Raw genomic sequence first — 18,268 nt, forward strand, 5'->3', positions numbered from 1 at the left:
TACCCATTCGGATAAAGAACACAACGATCTAATTCATTACACTATGAGACACACAAATTCAAAATCTTTCCGGCAAAGAAAACCTTTCCGGATTCTATTTTCAGGCATCATGTTCTGTTTTTTAGGCATAACCGTAGCTAAAGCAGCACAAGCGGGGGACAAAACAGTGTCAGGGGTAACCGCCACCCCAGCCATCACCACCACGGATTCCACCCAGCGCATGGCATGGTGGGAGAAAGCCCGGTTTGGGATGTTCATCCACTGGGGCATCTATGCCGTTCCGGCACAGGGAGAATGGTATATGTCCAATGGACATGTGCCGCTCAGGCAATATGAAGGGTATGCGAAACGGTTTGATCCGGCAAGATTTAATGCAGACCAATGGGTCAAGTCAGCCAAAGCAGCCGGGATGAAATATCTGGTTATCACATCGAAGCATCATGACGGCTTTTGCATGTTCAACACTAAAGCTACACAATACAATGTCGTAGAAGCCACGCCATGGCACCAGGATCCTTTACTTGCATTACGTAAGGCATGCCGGAAATATGGTGTCAGGTTCTGTGTGTACTACTCCATCATGGATTGGCACAGTCCCGACCAGCAGGCAGCCGATACCAACGCCCTGCATCCCACCTATAACCCGACCCATTTTATGCCAGGGAAGAAGCAAGCCTATATCACATATATGAAAACCGAACTCAAGGAACTGATTGAAGAATACCATCCCGGACTGATTTGGTTTGACGGCGAATGGATGAACGGATGGACAGAACAGGACGGGCAGGCGCTATACCATTACCTGCGGGCATTAGATCCTGCATTAATTATAAATGACAGAGTAAAAGGCGTGGGAGATTACGAGACGCCGGAGCAGAGGATTCCCTCCAATGGTCTGCCGGGGCATGACTGGGAAACCTGTATGACCATCAATGGGAGCTGGGGTTATGATGCCGGGGACCATAACTGGAAATCAACAGAAACACTCTTACATAACCTGATTGATATAGCCAGTAAAGGAGGCAACTATTTACTCAATGTCGGGCCTGATTCCACAGGCGTTATTCCCCTGCCGGAAGAACAACGGCTCAAAGCCATGGGAGCATGGATGAAGGCCAACGGGCAGTCCATTTATGGCACCAGCGCCAGTCCCTTTACGAGGCAGTTACCCTGGGGGCGCTGCACCCTGAAATCCTGCAAAGGAGGGACACTGCTTTATCTCAATGTATTTGACTGGCCGAAAGATGGAAAGCTGGAAGTCCCTGGATTGGAGAATCACATCTCAGAGGCCTATTTACTAAAAAGAAATTTATTTGGCTACCACAAGAGACTAAAGATACATCAGGACAACCAAAGCGTGATAGTGGATGTGCCGCAGTCGGCTCCCGATAAGATTTCCTCTGTCATTGTATTGAAAATAAAGGGGAATGTTGAAATCAAAAATCACGATTAAGTACCTCCGTCATTGAAATACGTTTTACTAACCCCACTACTTGTAATCTTGATATGAAAAATAAAATCACAGTCTTATTATTTTTGTTTTTTCTTTTGACAGGCCCTAATGTTTTTGGACAACCTACGAAACTGGCCACTCCCACGCCGGATCAATATTCGTGGCACGAACAAGGACGTATCATGTTTATCACCTATGGGCCTGCGACGTGGCAGGGAAGGGAATACGACAACCACTCAACCCCCTTATGGCGGATAAATCCGAAACAATTAAACACCGATCAATGGTGCCGTGTAGCAAAATCATGGGGGGCGAAAGAAATCCTCTTTGTTGCCAAACACGTAGGAGGCTTTTGCTGGTGGCCAACCAAGACGACAGATTACGACATCAGCCACACTCCATATGAAGGAGGGAAAGGAGACGTACTGAAGCAACTATCAGTTTCGTGTAAGAAATACGGATTGAATTTAGGCATATATGTCTATCCCGGAGAACTTGGCAGTGCGGGCAAAACCAAAGATCCATCGCAACAAGCACGCTACGATAAGATATACCGGGAACAACTCAGGGAAGTGCTTAGCCGATATGGCACTATTAAGGAGGTTTGGTTTGATGGAAGCTGCATGATACCCGTCAAGGACATATTAGCCAAATATGCACCACACGCAGTTGTCTTCCAGGGGCCGGAAGCCACAATCCGGTGGGCAGGTAATGAAGACGGCATATTAAGCTATCCCGCATGGAATTCACTAACGGGAAAAGATTTGAAAACAGGAGTTGCCACAGAAGCGCAAAGCAATCCCAATGGAGATGCGTGGGCTCCATTAGAAGCAGATGTCCCTTTATATACCCACTATTGGTTTTGGAGCCCTGAGAAAGAGAAAACGAGCCTAACCTTATCCCAGCTTATGAAGATATATTATAAATCGGTAGGCTATGGAGGCGTTATGCTGTTGAATGCAACTCCGGATACCACAGGCCTTATCCCGGCGGCAGATGTAAAGCTATATGCAGCGCTAGGACAGGAGATCAAGCACAGGTTTAGCCACCCGGCAGGGCAAGTTGCACATATAAGAGGGAACATGGCAGGAATCACCTTTCAGTCTCCAACAGCCATCAATCATGCCATCACCATGGAAGATTACCGGCATGGAGAACGCATCCGCTCCTATGAAATAGAAGGATATGAGAACGGGCAATGGAGAAAGCTTGCCGAAGGCATATCCGTAGGGCGCAAGAAAATCGACTATTTTCCTACGATCAAAGTAACACGCGTCCGATTACGGATTCTGCAGGCAGCCGCACTGCCCTATATTCGTTCCTTTGCCGTATATGAAGTTTCCGGATTCAAGCCCTTCCCGGATAATGGGAAAACAGACTGGAAGGAATGTGCGGAATGGAGCCCAAATTTATTTAAAGGCGGTCATTGCCGGTTAAAAGTCAATCTAACCCCTTATATTCCGGAACCGGGTCAATATGAAGTAAAGCTGGTACCTACGCAAAACGGAGGATTAAACACATTTCATGTTGACAGCGTCCAGCTCTATTTCCAGGGAGAGCGATCTTCCCCGGAGTTTTTGATCAAAGAGAGCCCGTTGGATTACAGTGTCAATCAAACGCAGCAGGTCACCCGGGAGACATGTACCGAATTGGAGTTTTATCTAACCCGTGACAAGCAAAATGAACGGGGTGGAATAATTTTAACAAAAAAGGAATAGGAATAAATACACCTTTTATCTTGAAACCATACGATCATCAGCATGAAAAACATTTTTTATACAGGGATTCTATTATTAAGTTCAGTATTAACGTTCAGTCAAAGTCAGTTACCACGTGTATTTTGGGAAGAGACGTTTAAGAGTGGGGTATTACCAGTTGGGTGGAAGTCGGAGGCGATGAATGACAGTTCAGTGGTTTGGCAAGTGACAGACCAGCCCTATCCGGGTTCTTATGGGCGGAACTACCAGGCACCTCCGCTGGCATCGCCGGGCGGGGGATACTACCTGATGATTTCGCCCGGGGTAAAAGTAGGCAAACACGCGCGGGAATGGGGCAAGGCAGGCCTGTATCCGGATGCCTGTGTGGAGAGTCCTGCGATAGACTGTTCAGGGAAGAAGTCGGTTGTTTTGCGTTTTGCCCAGAACTTTTTCTGGGGCGAATGGGAACAAAACATGACCCACTCGGGGTTGTTGGTAGGCGTAAGCCATGACGGGAAAACATGGAAGGACTATGATGTCCATAACGGGATAGGGCCTGCAGAAGATTGTCCCAACCCGATGGAAGTAGAGATGAACATCACGCGGGAAGCAGCAGGCTACAAGCACGTCTACCTTCGTTTCTGGTGGCACCACATGTACCAATGGTACTGGATGGTAGGGAACATCAGCCTGTCGGAAGGCTATGACAGGGATATGGCAGCCCTGGCCCTGAGCGGGAGGAAGGTAGAAGGCAATACCTTCCGGAAGGCAGACACCCTCTCCTTTAAGATCGTCAATTTAGGCGCCTATCCGGTAGAACACGATTTTCCGTGTTACCTGCAGATCGACCAGCGTCCGCTACTCAAGGCGGAGATACAAGCCTCGGGGTCACACCCCTTCGGGATCATAGATACGATGACGGTTCGCTTCACAGGAATAGATCTGACCGATATCGGCATCCACAAGATTACATTTTACACAGCCCAGCCTGGGGACATGCGCACCAGCAACGATACCCTGAAGATGGAACTCTACTCCCAGGCCTGTCGCTTAGGGAACATCACCGGTTTTAGCAGGGAAAAGGACACGGTCAAACTCCAATGCAACAGGAGCACATTCAGGATACAATTCCTGCGGGATGACATGTTCCGGCTGTGGATGGTCTATGACGGCATCTTCAGCAATCCGGCAGGCAACGATCTGATCATCCACACGCCCGATGTTCCGGTAGAGCTGACCACGGAAGACAAAGGCGACTACTATTTGATGCATACCCCCGACCTGTCATTACGGGCCTATAAGCACCCGCTGCGGTTTGCCCTGTACAAGGCGGACAACCGTACGCTGGTCTGGGAAGAAACCCGGGGAATCACCTACGGAAAACAAACCATCCAATACCTCAGGAGAGGCAAAGAAGAACAGTTCTATGGAGGAGGGATGCAAAACGGGCGATTCTCGCACCGGGGAGACACCATCAAGCTCACGATCGATTACAACTGGGAAGACAGCGGCAACCCGAATCCCGCCACCTTTTATATGAGTACCCGGGGCTACGGAGCCGTGAGGAATACCTACGCGCCAGGCTATTATTCCTTTCAGGACACCGTCAAGCTGGTACACAACGAGAGCCGGTTCGATTGCTACTACTTTGTCAACCCCACATTAAAAGGGCTGCTCAATGACTATACCGATTTGACGGGCAAACCCTTCATGGTACCGGAATGGGGCTTAGGCATGGGTGATTCCAATTGCTACAACCGGGGAGCAAAATCAGGGAAAACCAATGGCTCCACCAGTACCGGTTATGACGGACTAACTCCCAGCGTGATCCACCTGATAGCCGACAAGTATATCCAGGAAGATATGCCGCGGGGATGGATCATCCCCAATGACGGGTATGGCTGTGGCTATACACATCTGGATTCGGTGGTCAGATCGCTGAAAGAAAGAGGGTTCTATACCGGTTTATGGACAGAGAACGGTGTAGCGAAGATTGCCAGGGAAGTAGGGAAGGACGGCTCCCGGCTGTGCAAACTGGATGTCGCGTGGGTTGGCCCGGGCTTTCATTTTGCCATGAATGCAGCCAGGACGGCCTATGCAGGGATCGAGGATAACAGCAACGCACGGGGCTTTGTCTGGATGGTATGCGGTTGGACAGGAGCCCAACGCTATTCCGTATTATGGACAGGCGACAATACCGGCAGTTGGAATTACATTCGCTGGCAAATACCTACGGTAATAGGGAGCGGCCTATCAGCACAAAATTACGCGACGGGAGATGTAGATGGCATCTTTGGAGGGAGCGACTCCACATACACGCGGGATTTGGAATGGAAATGCTTCACGCCGGTCTTCATGGCCATGTCCGGTTGGGCCTATAACAACAAGAACGGAATCAAGGACAAACAACCCTGGTTGTTTGGCGAACCCTTCACGGGCATTAACCGGAAATACCTACAAATCAAGGAGCGGCTTACCCCCTACATGTACACCCTGTGCCACGAAGCGTCACAGACAGGAGTTCCGGCAGTAAGGGCGCTGGTGCTGGAATATCCCCATGACACAGTGACCTGGGGGAAAACCGTTCAATACGAATACCTTCTTGGGAAAGCGTTGCTGGTAGCCCCGGTATATGAACCGAAATCCTACAGGGACAGCATCTATTTGCCTGCAGGGGAATGGATTGATTACTGGAGTGGGACAGCCTACAAAGGAGACACGATGTTGATGCACTATCCGGCACCTTTGGATAAGTTACCGCTGTTTGTTCGGGGGGGCTCCATCATTCCTATGTACCAGCCAATGATGTATAACTGGGAGCGTCCCATAGACACCCTGACCCTGGCCATTTACCCGCAGGGGCACACAAGCTACACAATGTATGAAGACGATGGGGTAACGCGGGCCTACCAGCAAGGTGCATATGCGTTTACCCGCTTTGAGGTATCCGTTTCAAAAGTCAATCCACGGCAGATCAGTATCCAGCTCCATGCAGCCAGGGGGGATTACCAGGGCAGGGAAAAGCAACGGGTCTACCTGTTGGAAATCCATACAGCATGCAAGCCCCGCACAATCCACATGAACGGAGTATTGCTAAAGCGGCAAAAAGATGACAAAACCTTTATGCAGGCGACCTCCGGTTGGTATGATGACCCCGATACCCAGGGAGGTATCCTGCATGTAAAAACAGCAAAACTCTCCACGGATCATACCACGATAGTGGAGATACGGTAACAAAGGCACGAAGGAACGATTTATACAGGCAGACAATAAGACAAGATACAATACAATAAACACACGATAAAGCAACAGATGGAAACACAGATACGAAAAATATTGGGACATTACGGGTTCAGGGGAGAAAGCTGCCAGGTGACAGCCCATGGGACAGGGTTGATCAACCGGACATGGATGGTAAGGGAAACGGAAAGCGGGTGGCGTTACATATTGCAGCGGATCAATCATGCCGTCTTCAAGTCGCCCGAGGCAATAGCCGGTAACATACGGGAGATATCCACCTACCTTCAGGCACACGCTCCCGGTTATTTGTTTGAATCTCCGCTTCGCACCCTTAAAGGAGAAGAGATGGTTCAAGAAGCAGGGGAGTACTTCCGGTTGTACCGTTATGTGGAAGGGTCACACACCCTGGATGTAGTAGCAAACCCAGGCCAGGCCTATGAAGCCTCGCGGCAATTTGGGATGTTCACGGCACAACTGGCGGGGTTTGACACAGGAAAGCTACGCATCACCCTGGCAGACTTTCACAACCTGCCCCTGCGCTATGCCCAGTACAGGGAAGCCATAAAGAAAGGCAATCCAGAACGGATCTTACGCAGTAAGGAGATACTGGAAGCATTGGAAAGCTATTCCGGCATTTCAGATCAGGCGCAGCAACTGGGATGCCTGCCGTTACGGGTGATCCATCATGACACGAAGATCAGCAACATCCTGTTCGATGAACAAGGGAAAGGCATGTGTGTGATCGATCTGGACACCATCATGCCAGGGTATTATATCAGTGATGCAGGAGACATGATGCGCACATACCTCTCACCCATAAGTGAAGAAGAGCCGGATAATGAAAGGCATGCGATCCGCATGGAGATATTCGAAGCCATTGCGGAGGGCTACCTGGGGGAGATGGGCAGGTTAATGCAGGACGAAGAGCGGCAGAGGTTTGTTTATTCGGGAAGCTTCATGATCTACATGCAGGCGTTGCGTTTTATCACGGACTATCTGAACAACGACGTGTACTACGGTTCAAGGTACGAAGGTCACAATCTGGTCAGGGGCACCAACCAGTTGGTTCTGTTGCAGAAGTACACGGAAAAGGCAGACCAGATGCAGAAAATCGTCAGAGAATACTTCAGGAGGTAACATTATATTCAACAGGATTAAAAACAGCAAAGACAAGCAGCCTCTTTTGCAAGGAATTTAATCCAAGTATCATCAAAACAACAGATATGAAACAGTTATTACTAATGTTAGGGATGCTCATCCTTAGTATGAGTATAGGAAGGGGAGAGGTCGTTTACCCCGGGGTTGCCATAGGGGATTCCCATGTTTATGTACATAAAGGAGGCATACTAGCAGAGAACCAGATATTAAAAGCCCGGTGGGCGATTCAGGACGGAGTTTTGCAAGCAGAAGATTTCGAAAATAAAAGCACGGGAGACGCCATGCATTGGGGAACCACGCCATGGTTTAGCCTACAACTCGGCAGCGGAGAGAAGCTTACTTCAAACGATTTCCGCATCCTTTCCGCTCCGCAGGTCATTCCATTACGGGGAGAAAAAAAAGCCATCAAGGCCTCCCATGAGCAAGGAGGTTATTCCGTGAATTCAGTTCTTTATTGTAAAAGGCTCGGGTTAAAGCTCCGGTGGGAGTTGGAATTCCGCAACCACTCCAATTACCTGCGGGAACACTTTACCTTTGAACCAGCAGATAGCCTGATGGTATCACGGTTAATCCTGTTGGAGATGCCCGGAGGAGGAGGGCTGCATCCGGATGGGGAAGTAGCTGGCTCGCCATGGGTGAAAGGAGACCTGTTTTTTGGATTTGAATACCCGTTAAGCCATAATAGCGAAGAAGGAGGAGAATGCGTTTCATACCTGGTAAAAACAGAATCATTAAGAGCCCAAATGCCGGAAAGCTATAGCGTAGCATGGGGCGTCTCTCCACGGGGCCAACTTCGCAGAGCCTTCCTCTACTATATAGAACGGGAACGCGCCGTACCCTACCGGGAGTACTTACATTTCAATTCCTGGTTTGAAAGCTACGGGGACAAGCTAAATGAACAAGAGTGCATGCATTGGATCAAAGTCTATGGGGACAGCCTGATAGAGAAGCGGCATACCCCGATGCAAGCCTTCCTTTTTGATGACGGTTGGGACAATAACCAGACACTATGGAAGTTTAACGGAGGTTTCCCGGAAGGCTTCACACGGATGGACTCCCTGGCAAGGAAATACCATTCCACGATAGGAGTATGGATGTCACCCTTTGGAGGCTACGGGGAAGATAAAGCCCAACGGATGCGCTATGGATTAGCCCAGCATCCCCCTTTTGAAGTCAATGCGAACGGATTTTCATTAGCCGGGCCGGTCTATTTCAATCGGTTTCATGAAGTCATGAGCAGTTTTGTGAAGCGATATGGGATATCGATTTTTAAGATAGACGGAGTAGGACAGGGAGACAATGCCATAGGGAAAGATCTGTTTTATGAAAGCGACATTGAAGCCCTGTTGCGGTTGGTGACCATGATCCGGAAGGAAGACCCGACAATCTATTTCAGTCTGACAACAGGCACATGGGCCTCCCCCTACTGGTTATACTACGGAGATGCCATATGGCGTAGCGGCGGCGACACCGGCTTTTCGGGAACAGGGAGCAAGCGTCAACAATGGATCACCTACCGGGACGGAGAAGCCTACCGGAATATTGTACTTAAAGGTAGTCTGTATCCACTCAATTCGCTGATGTATCACGGCATCTGCATAGGTGGGAAGGGAGAGCCGGCAACATTCGGGATGAATGCACAGGATATCAGGGATGACGTATGGGACTTTTTTTCGAGCGGCACCAGCCTTCAGGAGCTGTACATCGATCCCAATATCCTCACCACGCCGGACTGGGATTTACTTGCGCACGCCATTCAATGGGCAAGGCGGAACGCAGGAACGCTGGTTGACGTACACTGGATAGGAGGCGATCCGGAGACAGGGGCAGTGTATGGCCGTGCCGCATGGTCACCGGAGGAAGGAATCATCAGTTTACGGAATCCCACAGGGGAAGAACAACGCTACCATGTAGACGTAGCCAGAGATCTGGATATACCTGCGGGCTATCCGGTGGAGTATACCTTCCATACCCCACGCATCACAACAGCAGGGAAGCCGGAAGTTTACGCCAAGGTCACTTCCTTTGATGTGACCCTTCGCCCCTATGAAGTAAAGATACTGGAAGGGATCTCCGTGAAGAACTCCCGCACCAGAAAATAGTTATGGAAGGAAACGATATTTCAATATACTACTATTAATTTATTTTGCTATGAAAAGAACTATTTTTCTTATTATCATTTTAATAACAGTGCTACCATTAAGCATTTTCAGCCAGGCTCGAAATTTTACCTTTTCCAAAGGACAATTTCTTCTGGAAGGGAAGCCGATAGAAATCATCAGCGGGGAGATTGATCCCGGACGGGTACCGGCGCCCTATTGGGAGAACCGGATAGCTATGGCCAAAGCCATGGGCTGCAATGCCATCTCCATGTATGTTTTTTGGAACGATCATGAGAAGAGTCCCGGACAATTTGATTTTACGACAGGGAATCACAATATCCGTCGCTTCATTCAGTTATGTCAGGAAGAAGGCATGCTGGTATTATTACGTCCCGGGCCATACGTATGCGGGGAGAGAGACTTTGGAGGCCTTCCAGCCTACCTGTTAAGCATCCCTGATATCAAGGTGAGGTGTAGCGATCCCCGTTATATAGCAGCAGTGAACCGTTACATAAAAGCATTAAGTGCACAAATAAAATCCTTGCAGTGTACCCATGGAGGCCCTATAGTGATGGTACAGATAGAAAATGAATACGGGAGCTATGGAGACGACAAAGCCTATTTGGAAACCTTGGCAAGAGATTGGCGGAGTAACGGGATCAATGTTCCGTTTTACACAGCCGATGGCCCCTCCATTGCCATGCTAACAGACGGGAACATAAAAGGAGCTGCCATAGGGTTGGACAGCGGTACCAATGACGGGGATTTTGCCATAGCAAGCAAGATCAACCCGGGAGTACCCTCCTTCAGCAGTGAGACCTATCCGGGTTGGCTAACTTCGTGGGGAGAACCTTTTGCCCATACCGACACCACCAGCCTGTTGAAAGAAATCACCTATTTGTTGAAGAACAAGAAATCCTTCAGCCTCTATATGGAACATGGCGGCACGAACTTCGGATTCACGGCAGGAGCCAATTCCTCCTCCCCAACAAACTACCAGCCACAAATTACCAGTTATGACTATAATGCCCCTGTTAATGAACAAGGACAACCCACTGCAAAGTATTACGCATTAAGAAGGTTGATCAGCCAGTATGTCACCTATCCGGTACCGGCAGTTCCGCAAGCCCCACCGGTGATGGCCATTCCTGCCTTCCCGATGCACCCCTTGACCAGCATATGGGATCAATTACCTTCACCGGAATATTCGGCACAACCCAAGCCGATGGAGATGTATGGACAGTGGGAAGGATTAATCGATTACAGGACAAAACTGGTAGGAGAACGCTATGGGGCATTGACCATCACAGCCCCCCATGATTTTGCCCTGGTGTTATTAAACGGGAAACTAATAGATACCATTTACCGGGATGGTGGACATTGGACAGTGAAACTCCCCCAAGATACTGCACGTACACTAACGCTGGACATCCTGGTAGAAGCTATGGGAAGAGTCAATTATGGCCCCTATATCATCGACCGCAAAGGGATCACTGAAAGAGTGATGCTTAATGGAATCACCCTGATGAACTGGGAAGTCTATAATTTACCGATGGACAAGAACTACATTGCCAGCCTGAAACATAACGCGGGAGATTTTCATGACGGAGTATTTTTCGAAGGAAGTTTTACGTTGGATAAAGTAGCCGATACCTATCTGGATATGAGTCATTACGGGAAAGGCCTTGTGTGGGTCAACGGGCATAACCTGGGACGTTACTGGGAGATAGGGCCGCAGAAACACCTGTACTGTCCGGCAAACTATCTACAAAAAGGGCTCAACAAGGTTGTTGTACTGGATTTATTGCAAACAAAGGCTTATCCAATTCAAGGAGTTAGGACGCTGGAATAGATGAGTGATGTAAACATAGAGATTTATTTTATGCCTAGATATCAATAATAGAATCCATGTATATTCAATTTTCTATATTAAATTTGCAGAGATAAATTATTGTTGTTGATATTACTGGTTATATGATAAAAAATTTCATTTCAGAGTTGGAATCCGGGACTAAGAATGCGCTTTATATGAAAAACATTCTTCATCTTTTTATTAAGCATGGTGATTTGTCTATTGCGGATATTTCCAAGGAGATGGACATGAGTGTTCCAACAATTACGAAATTAATCGGCAGATTGATTGAGGAAGGATATGTATTGGATTTTGGGAAACAGGAAACCAATGGAGGCAGACGTCCGAATATTTATGGATTAAATCCTGAGGCATGTTATTTCATAGGAGTTGATATCCGGCATTTTACCATTCATATTGCTTTGGCAAACTTTAAAGGTGAAATTATTAAGATCAAAAGAAATATCCCCTTTGTGTTGGAAAATACACCTTATTGTCTTGATCATTTATGTTCGATTATTTCCTCTTTTATTGATAAAATAGCAATTGAAAAATCAAAGATCAAAAATGTTGCTATTAATATATCAGGGCGTGTCAATTCGGAATCAGGGTATAGTTACAGTTTGTTTTATTTTGATGAAAAACCTGTAGCACAGACTATTGAAGATGCTATTGACATTCCGGTGAGTATAGATAACGACTCCAGGGCAATGGCTTATGGCGAATATATGTGCGGAACGAACGGAGAGAAAAATATTTTATTTATCAATGTAAGCTGGGGACTAGGGATTGGTATGATTCTGGATGGCCAGCTTTATTATGGAAAATCGGGATTCTCGGGAGAATTTGGGCATTATCCGGCAGCAGATAATGAGATTCTGTGTCATTGCGGGAAAAAAGGATGTCTGGAAACGGAAGCCTCTGGACAAGCGATTTACAGGATGATGAAGGAAAAAATCGAAAATGGATCAAGCACAAGTATTGAAGATAAATTCAGGCAGAATACGGTAACAATGGATGACATTGTGCATGCAACGCTGCATGATGACGTGTTGTCTATTGAGGCGATGGAGCATGTAGGTTCCTATTTGGGACGACATTTGGCAGGATTGATTAATATATTCAATCCGGAATTGGTTGTTATTGGGGGCGATTTATCCATTGTAGGTGATTATTTGGTTTTGCCTATCCGTTCGGCTATTCGTAAATATTCTCTGAATTTGGTCAATAAAGATACGGTTGTGAGGGCTACAAGATTGGGGGATGATGTTGGGATCATGGGGGCGTGTATGTTGGCGCGCAGCAAGATGCTGAAATTGATCTGAAATCGAGACTGTAAATTAAACTGTGTCAGTAAAGAATAAAATAATTTTATAACTTTACAATACAGTTTATTTTTATGGAAGAATTTGATTACAAGGCTTTTCAAGCCAAAGTTTTAGAACAGATAAAATCTGGCAAACCCCTTTTAGGCAAAGATGGTGCCTTTGCGCCCTTGTTAGAAAATATTCTAAATGCAGCTTTAGAGGGAGAAATGGATGCTCATTTAGATGAAGATGAGCGTAGTTTAGGCAATCGGCGCAATGGACGTATGTCCAAACAAGTTCAAACCCAATTGGGTGAAGTCACCGTTCATACACCCCGTGACCGCCATTCCAGTTTTGAACCTGAGTTTATAAAGAAACGTGAAACAATACTTGCAGAAGGTGTTGCAGACCGTATAATTGGTCTTTATGCCTTGGGGAACAGTACTCGGGAAATAAGCGATTGGATGGAGGAAAACCTTGGAAACAGGGTTTCTGCTGACACAATCAGTTCCATAACAGACCGGGTTCTGCCAGAGATTCAGTCCTGGCGTAGCAGGTCATTGGATAGTGTTTATCCAATTGTTTGGATGGATGCCATTCACTACAAAGTGATGGACGAAAAGAATCGCCCTGTAACACGAGCCATATACAACGTATTGGGTGTTGACCGTAACGGTTACAAAGATTTGCTTGGCATGTATATTTCCAAAAGCGAAGGAGCTAACTTTTGGTTATCGGTGCTCACCGATCTTCAATCAAGAGGAGTAAATGACATTCTAATAGCCTCTACGGACAATCTTAGTGGCTTTTCAGATGCTATAAAAAGCGTATTTCCACACACAGTAGTTCAAACTTGTGTGGTGCATCAAATCCGCAATTCAATTAAATATGTTGCAAGTAAAAATCAGAAAACGTTCATGAAAGATTTGAAGCTTGTTTATCAAGCAGTAAGCAAAGAGCAGGCAGCAATCGAACTCGATAATCTTGATTCAAAGTGGGGAAAGGATTATCCAATTGTCATTAAATCATGGCGTGATAATTGGGAAAAACTAACCGCTTATTTTGAGTTTTCTGATGCTATCCGAAGAATCATATATACCACCAATACCGTAGAAGGCTATCACCGTCAGATAAGGAAAGTTACCAAAAACAAAGGTGTTTTTACCAATGATACAGCATTGGAAAAATTGGTGTATTTGGCCTATCGCAATATCCGGAAAAAATGGACTATGCCTCTGTCAAACTGGGGGTTAACTGCACAACAACTGGCGATTAAATTTCCTGAAAGGTTTAATTTATTTGAATAAAATCACAACATCAAATAAATATCCAGGCATTTTTCTTAGTTTTGCTTCCACCCAACAAAACGATGGTGAAACTTTGTGCCATTGTAATAAAAAACGATTAGGGGGTCGACCCCTAACCGTTTTTGCCCAACAAAACTCAGGATCTTCATTATCCATTATAAAAAATCGGATTAATTGAGTATCTGAAATTTGATAAGAATTGAAACTGACACAGTTTATTTTACGCTACCCTGAAATCAAGGTTACAATTCCGTTTAGTTTCATTGAAGGAGGCTTCCTTATCTAGGAGGCTTTTTTGTGTAGTTTACATGTCCTGAATAATTTCTATGCACATCCTGCTGTTGTGATACGGGCATTTCCAAAATCCGGCTTTATCACCTGCACGATTGACCGATCCATCGGCGAAAGTGCTCCATACCCATTCTCCATGTTCGTGGTCGATCGTATGTTGTTGGATGTAATTCCAGCATGCTAATGCTTCTTCCTTGTACTGTTCCATGCCGAATAGTTTGTATGCTTTCCATAACCCGACCACATTTTCTGCCTGAACCCACCAATGCCTTTCTGAGTCAATTTCACCTGTTTGTGTGTTTAATTCATAAAGCAAACTTCCGTCAGGTTGTATTCCCTCCCTGGCAGCTTTGATAATTTTTGGGAGTGCTTTTTCTACTTTTGTTTGCAGTGCTTTATCTCCTAGCACAATAGCGGCTTCATGAAGTAACCATGAAGTTTCAATTTCATGTCCATAAGAAATGACGCCTTCTTTTTTATTCCACTTCTCATCGAAAAAGAGATTCAAATGCCCTGTTTCGGGATCAATAAAATAATCGAGGAATAAGTTGATCAGGTTATCCAGGCTTGTCTTTAGCACATCGGAAGTCCATACACGAAACAGGTTTGTGTAGGCTTCAAGAATATGCAAATGAGTATTCATTGTCTTTTTTTCGTTGGCATCCTTAAGGCTGAGGCGCATATCGGGAATATCCTTCCAGTCTTGTGTAAATGCTTCAAAATAGCCGTTTCGTTGACGATCGAAGCTTTTTTCTTCGATCAGATGGTATAATTTGATCGCTTCGTCCAAAGATTGTTGGTTCCTTGTGACACGGGCATGTTCACTCAGTCCATACATGGCAAAGCCTTGCGCATACATCTGTTTCTTTGTGTCCAGGGGATGCCCGTTGCTATCGATGAGCCAATAAACTCCATCAAACGAATGATCCATAAAATGGTTCAGAAAATAAGCCTGGGTTTCATTGGCAATCTCCAGATATTTTGGATCTTGTAAAAGAGAGTAAGCAGCAGAAAAAGTCCATAAGATACGTGCATGCAGAATTGCTCCTTTGGGAGCATCCGGATATGGTGTTTCATTTCCGTCTATTTGCCCGATAAAGCCGCCATGATGCAAGTCTTTGGCTTTTGTCATCCAGTAGGGGATGATATTGTCTTTCAGCTCTTTGGTCAAATCGGTTTTAAATGCTTCGTTTGTCATGATCTCAAAATGCTTTAATGTTGCTTCCTTTTTTCATTCAATTCGGAAACGATGGTTGTTAATTTTTTCTCATTCAATGGATAGAATGCAATGAATAACACGGATAAAGCCGTGCCGATAGCAGGGAAAACACTTAGCATCATGCGGATCCCGGTCAATGTTTCGTGAGTTTGCATTACGTTGGCATGAAAGCCTACAAAACTGAGCAGCCATCCGGTAAGCGCTCCTCCGATAGCCCATCCGAATTTTTGCGACATAGAGGATGAGGAAAAGATAAGCCCTGTAGCCCGCCGGTTGTTTTTCCATTCCGAGAAATCAGCAATATCTGCATACATTGACCAAAGTAAAGGAAAGATACTCCCGGCACAAATACTGATGAAGAATTGCAAAATCATCATCAATGCGATGCTGTGCGGGCTCAAGAAGAAAAAGAAGATGCTGAGAACGGTTGCTACGGCCATTGAGCTTAGATACACTCCTTTTTTGCCTATTACTGTCGAAAGCGGGGTTACCAAAATGATCCCAAGAATGTTAGCAGCTTGCCCCAGTACCAGATAGAGCGTTGTCAGCGTAAGAGACAGATTTACGAATGGCATTTGTACCATATTGTCTTTATTGACGTAGTATTTGAAATAATAGACAGCTGCTCCATCGCGGATAGAGTTAAAGATTAATGCGGAAATACCTGCCCCAAGCAGAATCCACCAAGGCCTGTTGGCAATTAAATCTTTTATGTCGGCTTTGAGGGAACGTGTTTTTTCACTGATGGGTTGAATCCGTTCTTTGGTAAGGGCAAAACATCCCCAGAAAAAGAGGATACATAATACGGCAATCGTCATAACGCCCATGGTCCAGCCCAATTGGATATTCCCATGATGGATTTGTTTAAAGAATTGTACCAGCGGATCAATCAGCAGCAAAGCGACAAAACTCCCGATGAATGCAAAAACCATCCGGTAAGACGAAAGTGAATTCCTCTCTTTTGGATTAGAAGATATAACTCCCAGCAAAGAGGCGTATGGAACATTGATGGTCGAATAAACCATCATCATCAGCGTATAAGTGATGTAAGCATAGATTAATTTTCCTGAGCTTCCAAATGAAGGTGTTATGAACATTAACGTTCCAATGATTCCGAATGGCAATGCACCCCATAATAAATATGGCCTAAATTTTCCCCATTTCGATTCAGTGCGGTCACTGATAATCCCGACCACAGGATCGAAAATTGTATCCCAAAATCGGGTGACTAAGAACATAGTACCTACTGCAGCGGCAGGCAATCCGAATACATCGGTATAAAAAAACAGTAGGTACATGGTGAAAATCTTCCAAAACATTGATGATGCAAAATCACCAAATCCGTACCCTATTTTTTCTTTCAGTTTTATTGTTGCCATGGATGATGTTATGGTTTTATTGTCGGATGTAGCGCTTAATCTGTTTTTAAAATAGACAAAAATGGTTTGTTTCGGTCGATTAGAGTTCGTATGGTTTTTATGGATGTTGCCGACCGTAATCCATCTGGACTGGTATTGAAACAGTAATCGATTAGTCTGTCGATGGAGGAAACAGCTACATGCATCCTGGTATCGGATGATGCATAATAGATATATACCGTTCCATCTTCGTCAGGAATCCATCCATTGGCAAAAAGAACATTGGAAACATCGCCTACACGTTCTTCCCCTTCCGGTGCCATGAAATATCCTCCCGGAGAAGCGATGAGTTTTGATGGATTATGCAAATCAGTCATATACATGTAAAGGACATATCGGAGTCCTGCTGCGCATGGGCGTACTCCATGTGCTAAATGCAACCATCCTTTCGATGTTTTGATCGGTTGTGGCCCTTCTCCGTTCTTCAACTCTTTCACCGTATGATAATAACGTGGATCGACTATTTCTTCGTGTGTAATGACCGCATTTTTTATGTCGTCAATCAATGCCCAACCGATACCTCCACCTGACCCGGCATCGATAAAGCTATCCTGTGGTCGTGTGTACAACGCGTATTTTCCATTGACAAATTCAGGATGAAGTACAACATTCCGTTGCTGACTCTTTGATTTGATATTGGGGAGTCGTTCCCATGTGACTAAATCTTTTGTGCGGGCAACGGCGGCATCGGCAATAGCTGACGATAAATCGCCTTTTGGCGCATTGGGGTCTTTGCGTTCGGAGCAAAATATACCGTAGATCCATCCATCTTCATGTTTTGTTAATCGCATGTCATAAATATTGGCATCCGGATCTCCTTCTATTTCAGGCATATCAATCGGATTATCCCAAAAGCGGAAATTATCCACTCCGTTTGGGCTTTCTGCAACTGCAAAAAATGATTTGCGATCAGCTCCTTCAACACGTGCGATCAGGCAATATTTTCCATCCAACTTAATAGCTCCAGCATTGAAGGTCCCATTAATCATGAAACGTTCCATTAAGTATGAGTTGGTTTTTGGATTTAGGTCGTAACGCCAGAATAGGGGAGTGTGAGCTGCTGTTAACACAGGAAATTTGTAACGTTCAAAAATCCCATTTTTGTATTGGGGCTCATTTTTACGGGTAATCAGATCTTCATATTGTTGAATAAGGGTCTGAAGTCGGTTGTCGTAATGATTCATAATTAAAAATCAAATAATAAGTTGGTGTATTATTAGTTAG

The 18,268-nt window shown here is 45.7% G+C and carries 12 protein-coding genes; 8 read left to right on the plus strand and 4 right to left on the minus strand.

Going from position 1 to position 18,268, the window contains the following annotated elements:
• Positions 1–43: 43 nt before the first annotated feature.
• Positions 44–1,453 (plus strand): alpha-L-fucosidase, encoded by a 1,410-nt coding sequence (locus FHX64_RS13900; protein WP_183414436.1) that lies wholly within the window; start codon positions 44–46, stop codon positions 1,451–1,453.
• A gap of 53 nt (positions 1,454–1,506) precedes the next feature.
• The gene (locus FHX64_RS13905) at positions 1,507–3,171 is read left to right on the plus strand and encodes an alpha-L-fucosidase (RefSeq protein ID WP_183414437.1); all 1,665 of its coding nucleotides are present in this window, start codon (positions 1,507–1,509) and stop codon (positions 3,169–3,171) included.
• 1,029 nt (positions 3,172–4,200) lie between these two features.
• Here the strand turns inward: FHX64_RS13905 and FHX64_RS14435 are convergent.
• Positions 4,201–4,422: a hypothetical protein gene (locus tag FHX64_RS14435; RefSeq protein ID WP_343053525.1), complete on the minus strand. Its 222-nt coding sequence runs from the start codon at positions 4,420–4,422 to the stop codon at positions 4,201–4,203.
• Here FHX64_RS14435 and FHX64_RS13910 point away from each other — a divergent pair.
• From FHX64_RS13910 to FHX64_RS13935, 6 genes are all read left to right on the plus strand, one after another.
• Positions 4,324–6,384: a glycoside hydrolase family 31 protein gene (locus FHX64_RS13910; protein WP_343053523.1), complete on the plus strand. Its 2,061-nt coding sequence runs from the start codon at positions 4,324–4,326 to the stop codon at positions 6,382–6,384. The two genes, FHX64_RS14435 and FHX64_RS13910, sit on opposite strands and share 99 nt — an antisense overlap.
• Positions 6,385–6,462: 78 nt before the next feature.
• Positions 6,463–7,527 (plus strand): phosphotransferase enzyme family protein, encoded by a 1,065-nt coding sequence (locus FHX64_RS13915; RefSeq protein ID WP_183414439.1) that lies wholly within the window; start codon positions 6,463–6,465, stop codon positions 7,525–7,527.
• 86 nt (positions 7,528–7,613) lie between these two features.
• On the plus strand, positions 7,614–9,650 hold the full coding sequence (locus FHX64_RS13920; protein WP_183414440.1) for an enterotoxin: 2,037 nt from the start codon (positions 7,614–7,616) through the stop codon (positions 9,648–9,650).
• 49 nt (positions 9,651–9,699) lie between these two features.
• Positions 9,700–11,502 carry a glycoside hydrolase family 35 protein gene (locus tag FHX64_RS13925; RefSeq protein ID WP_183414441.1) on the plus strand — a complete coding sequence of 601 codons (1,803 nt, stop codon included), beginning with the start codon at positions 9,700–9,702 and terminating at the stop codon, positions 11,500–11,502.
• A 122-nt stretch (positions 11,503–11,624) separates the two neighbouring features.
• On the plus strand, positions 11,625–12,827 hold the full coding sequence (locus FHX64_RS13930; protein WP_183414442.1) for an ROK family transcriptional regulator: 1,203 nt from the start codon (positions 11,625–11,627) through the stop codon (positions 12,825–12,827).
• Between the two features lie 74 nt (positions 12,828–12,901).
• The gene (locus FHX64_RS13935; protein ID WP_183412745.1) at positions 12,902–14,116 is read left to right on the plus strand and encodes an IS256 family transposase; all 1,215 of its coding nucleotides are present in this window, start codon (positions 12,902–12,904) and stop codon (positions 14,114–14,116) included.
• A gap of 304 nt (positions 14,117–14,420) precedes the next feature.
• Here FHX64_RS13935 and FHX64_RS13940 read toward each other — a convergent pair whose 3' ends face one another.
• Genes FHX64_RS13940 through FHX64_RS13950 form a run of 3 tightly spaced genes read right to left on the minus strand, consistent with a single transcriptional unit; the run spans position 14,421 to position 18,228 of the window.
• Positions 14,421–15,605: an AGE family epimerase/isomerase gene (locus FHX64_RS13940; RefSeq protein WP_183414443.1), complete on the minus strand. Its 1,185-nt coding sequence runs from the start codon at positions 15,603–15,605 to the stop codon at positions 14,421–14,423.
• A gap of 14 nt (positions 15,606–15,619) precedes the next feature.
• Positions 15,620–17,005 (minus strand): MFS transporter, encoded by a 1,386-nt coding sequence (locus tag FHX64_RS13945; protein WP_183414444.1) that lies wholly within the window; start codon positions 17,003–17,005, stop codon positions 15,620–15,622.
• A gap of 35 nt (positions 17,006–17,040) precedes the next feature.
• Positions 17,041–18,228 (minus strand): glycoside hydrolase family 130 protein, encoded by a 1,188-nt coding sequence (locus FHX64_RS13950; protein WP_183414445.1) that lies wholly within the window; start codon positions 18,226–18,228, stop codon positions 17,041–17,043.
• Positions 18,229–18,268 lie beyond the last annotated feature (40 nt).

This window comes from Microbacter margulisiae (assembly GCF_014192515.1).
Lineage (GTDB): Bacteria > Bacteroidota > Bacteroidia > Bacteroidales > Paludibacteraceae > Microbacter > Microbacter margulisiae.

What these genes read in the sequence shown, in the direction of transcription:
- FHX64_RS13900 (WP_183414436.1), top strand. Translation starts at nt 44, where the DNA reads ATGAGACACACAAATTCAAAATCTTTCCGGCAAAGAAAACCTTTCCGG.
- FHX64_RS13905 (WP_183414437.1), top strand. Translation starts at nt 1,507, where the DNA reads ATGAAAAATAAAATCACAGTCTTATTATTTTTGTTTTTTCTTTTGACA.
- FHX64_RS14435 (WP_343053525.1), bottom strand. Translation starts at nt 4,422, where the DNA reads ATGCATCAAATAGTAGTCGCCTTTGTCTTCCGTGGTCAGCTCTACCGG.
- FHX64_RS13915 (WP_183414439.1), top strand. Translation starts at nt 6,463, where the DNA reads ATGGAAACACAGATACGAAAAATATTGGGACATTACGGGTTCAGGGGA.
- FHX64_RS13920 (WP_183414440.1), top strand. Translation starts at nt 7,614, where the DNA reads ATGAAACAGTTATTACTAATGTTAGGGATGCTCATCCTTAGTATGAGT.
- FHX64_RS13925 (WP_183414441.1), top strand. Translation starts at nt 9,700, where the DNA reads ATGAAAAGAACTATTTTTCTTATTATCATTTTAATAACAGTGCTACCA.
- FHX64_RS13930 (WP_183414442.1), top strand. Translation starts at nt 11,625, where the DNA reads ATGATAAAAAATTTCATTTCAGAGTTGGAATCCGGGACTAAGAATGCG.
- FHX64_RS13935 (WP_183412745.1), top strand. Translation starts at nt 12,902, where the DNA reads ATGGAAGAATTTGATTACAAGGCTTTTCAAGCCAAAGTTTTAGAACAG.
- FHX64_RS13940 (WP_183414443.1), bottom strand. Translation starts at nt 15,605, where the DNA reads ATGACAAACGAAGCATTTAAAACCGATTTGACCAAAGAGCTGAAAGAC.
- FHX64_RS13945 (WP_183414444.1), bottom strand. Translation starts at nt 17,005, where the DNA reads ATGGCAACAATAAAACTGAAAGAAAAAATAGGGTACGGATTTGGTGAT.
- FHX64_RS13950 (WP_183414445.1), bottom strand. Translation starts at nt 18,228, where the DNA reads ATGAATCATTACGACAACCGACTTCAGACCCTTATTCAACAATATGAA.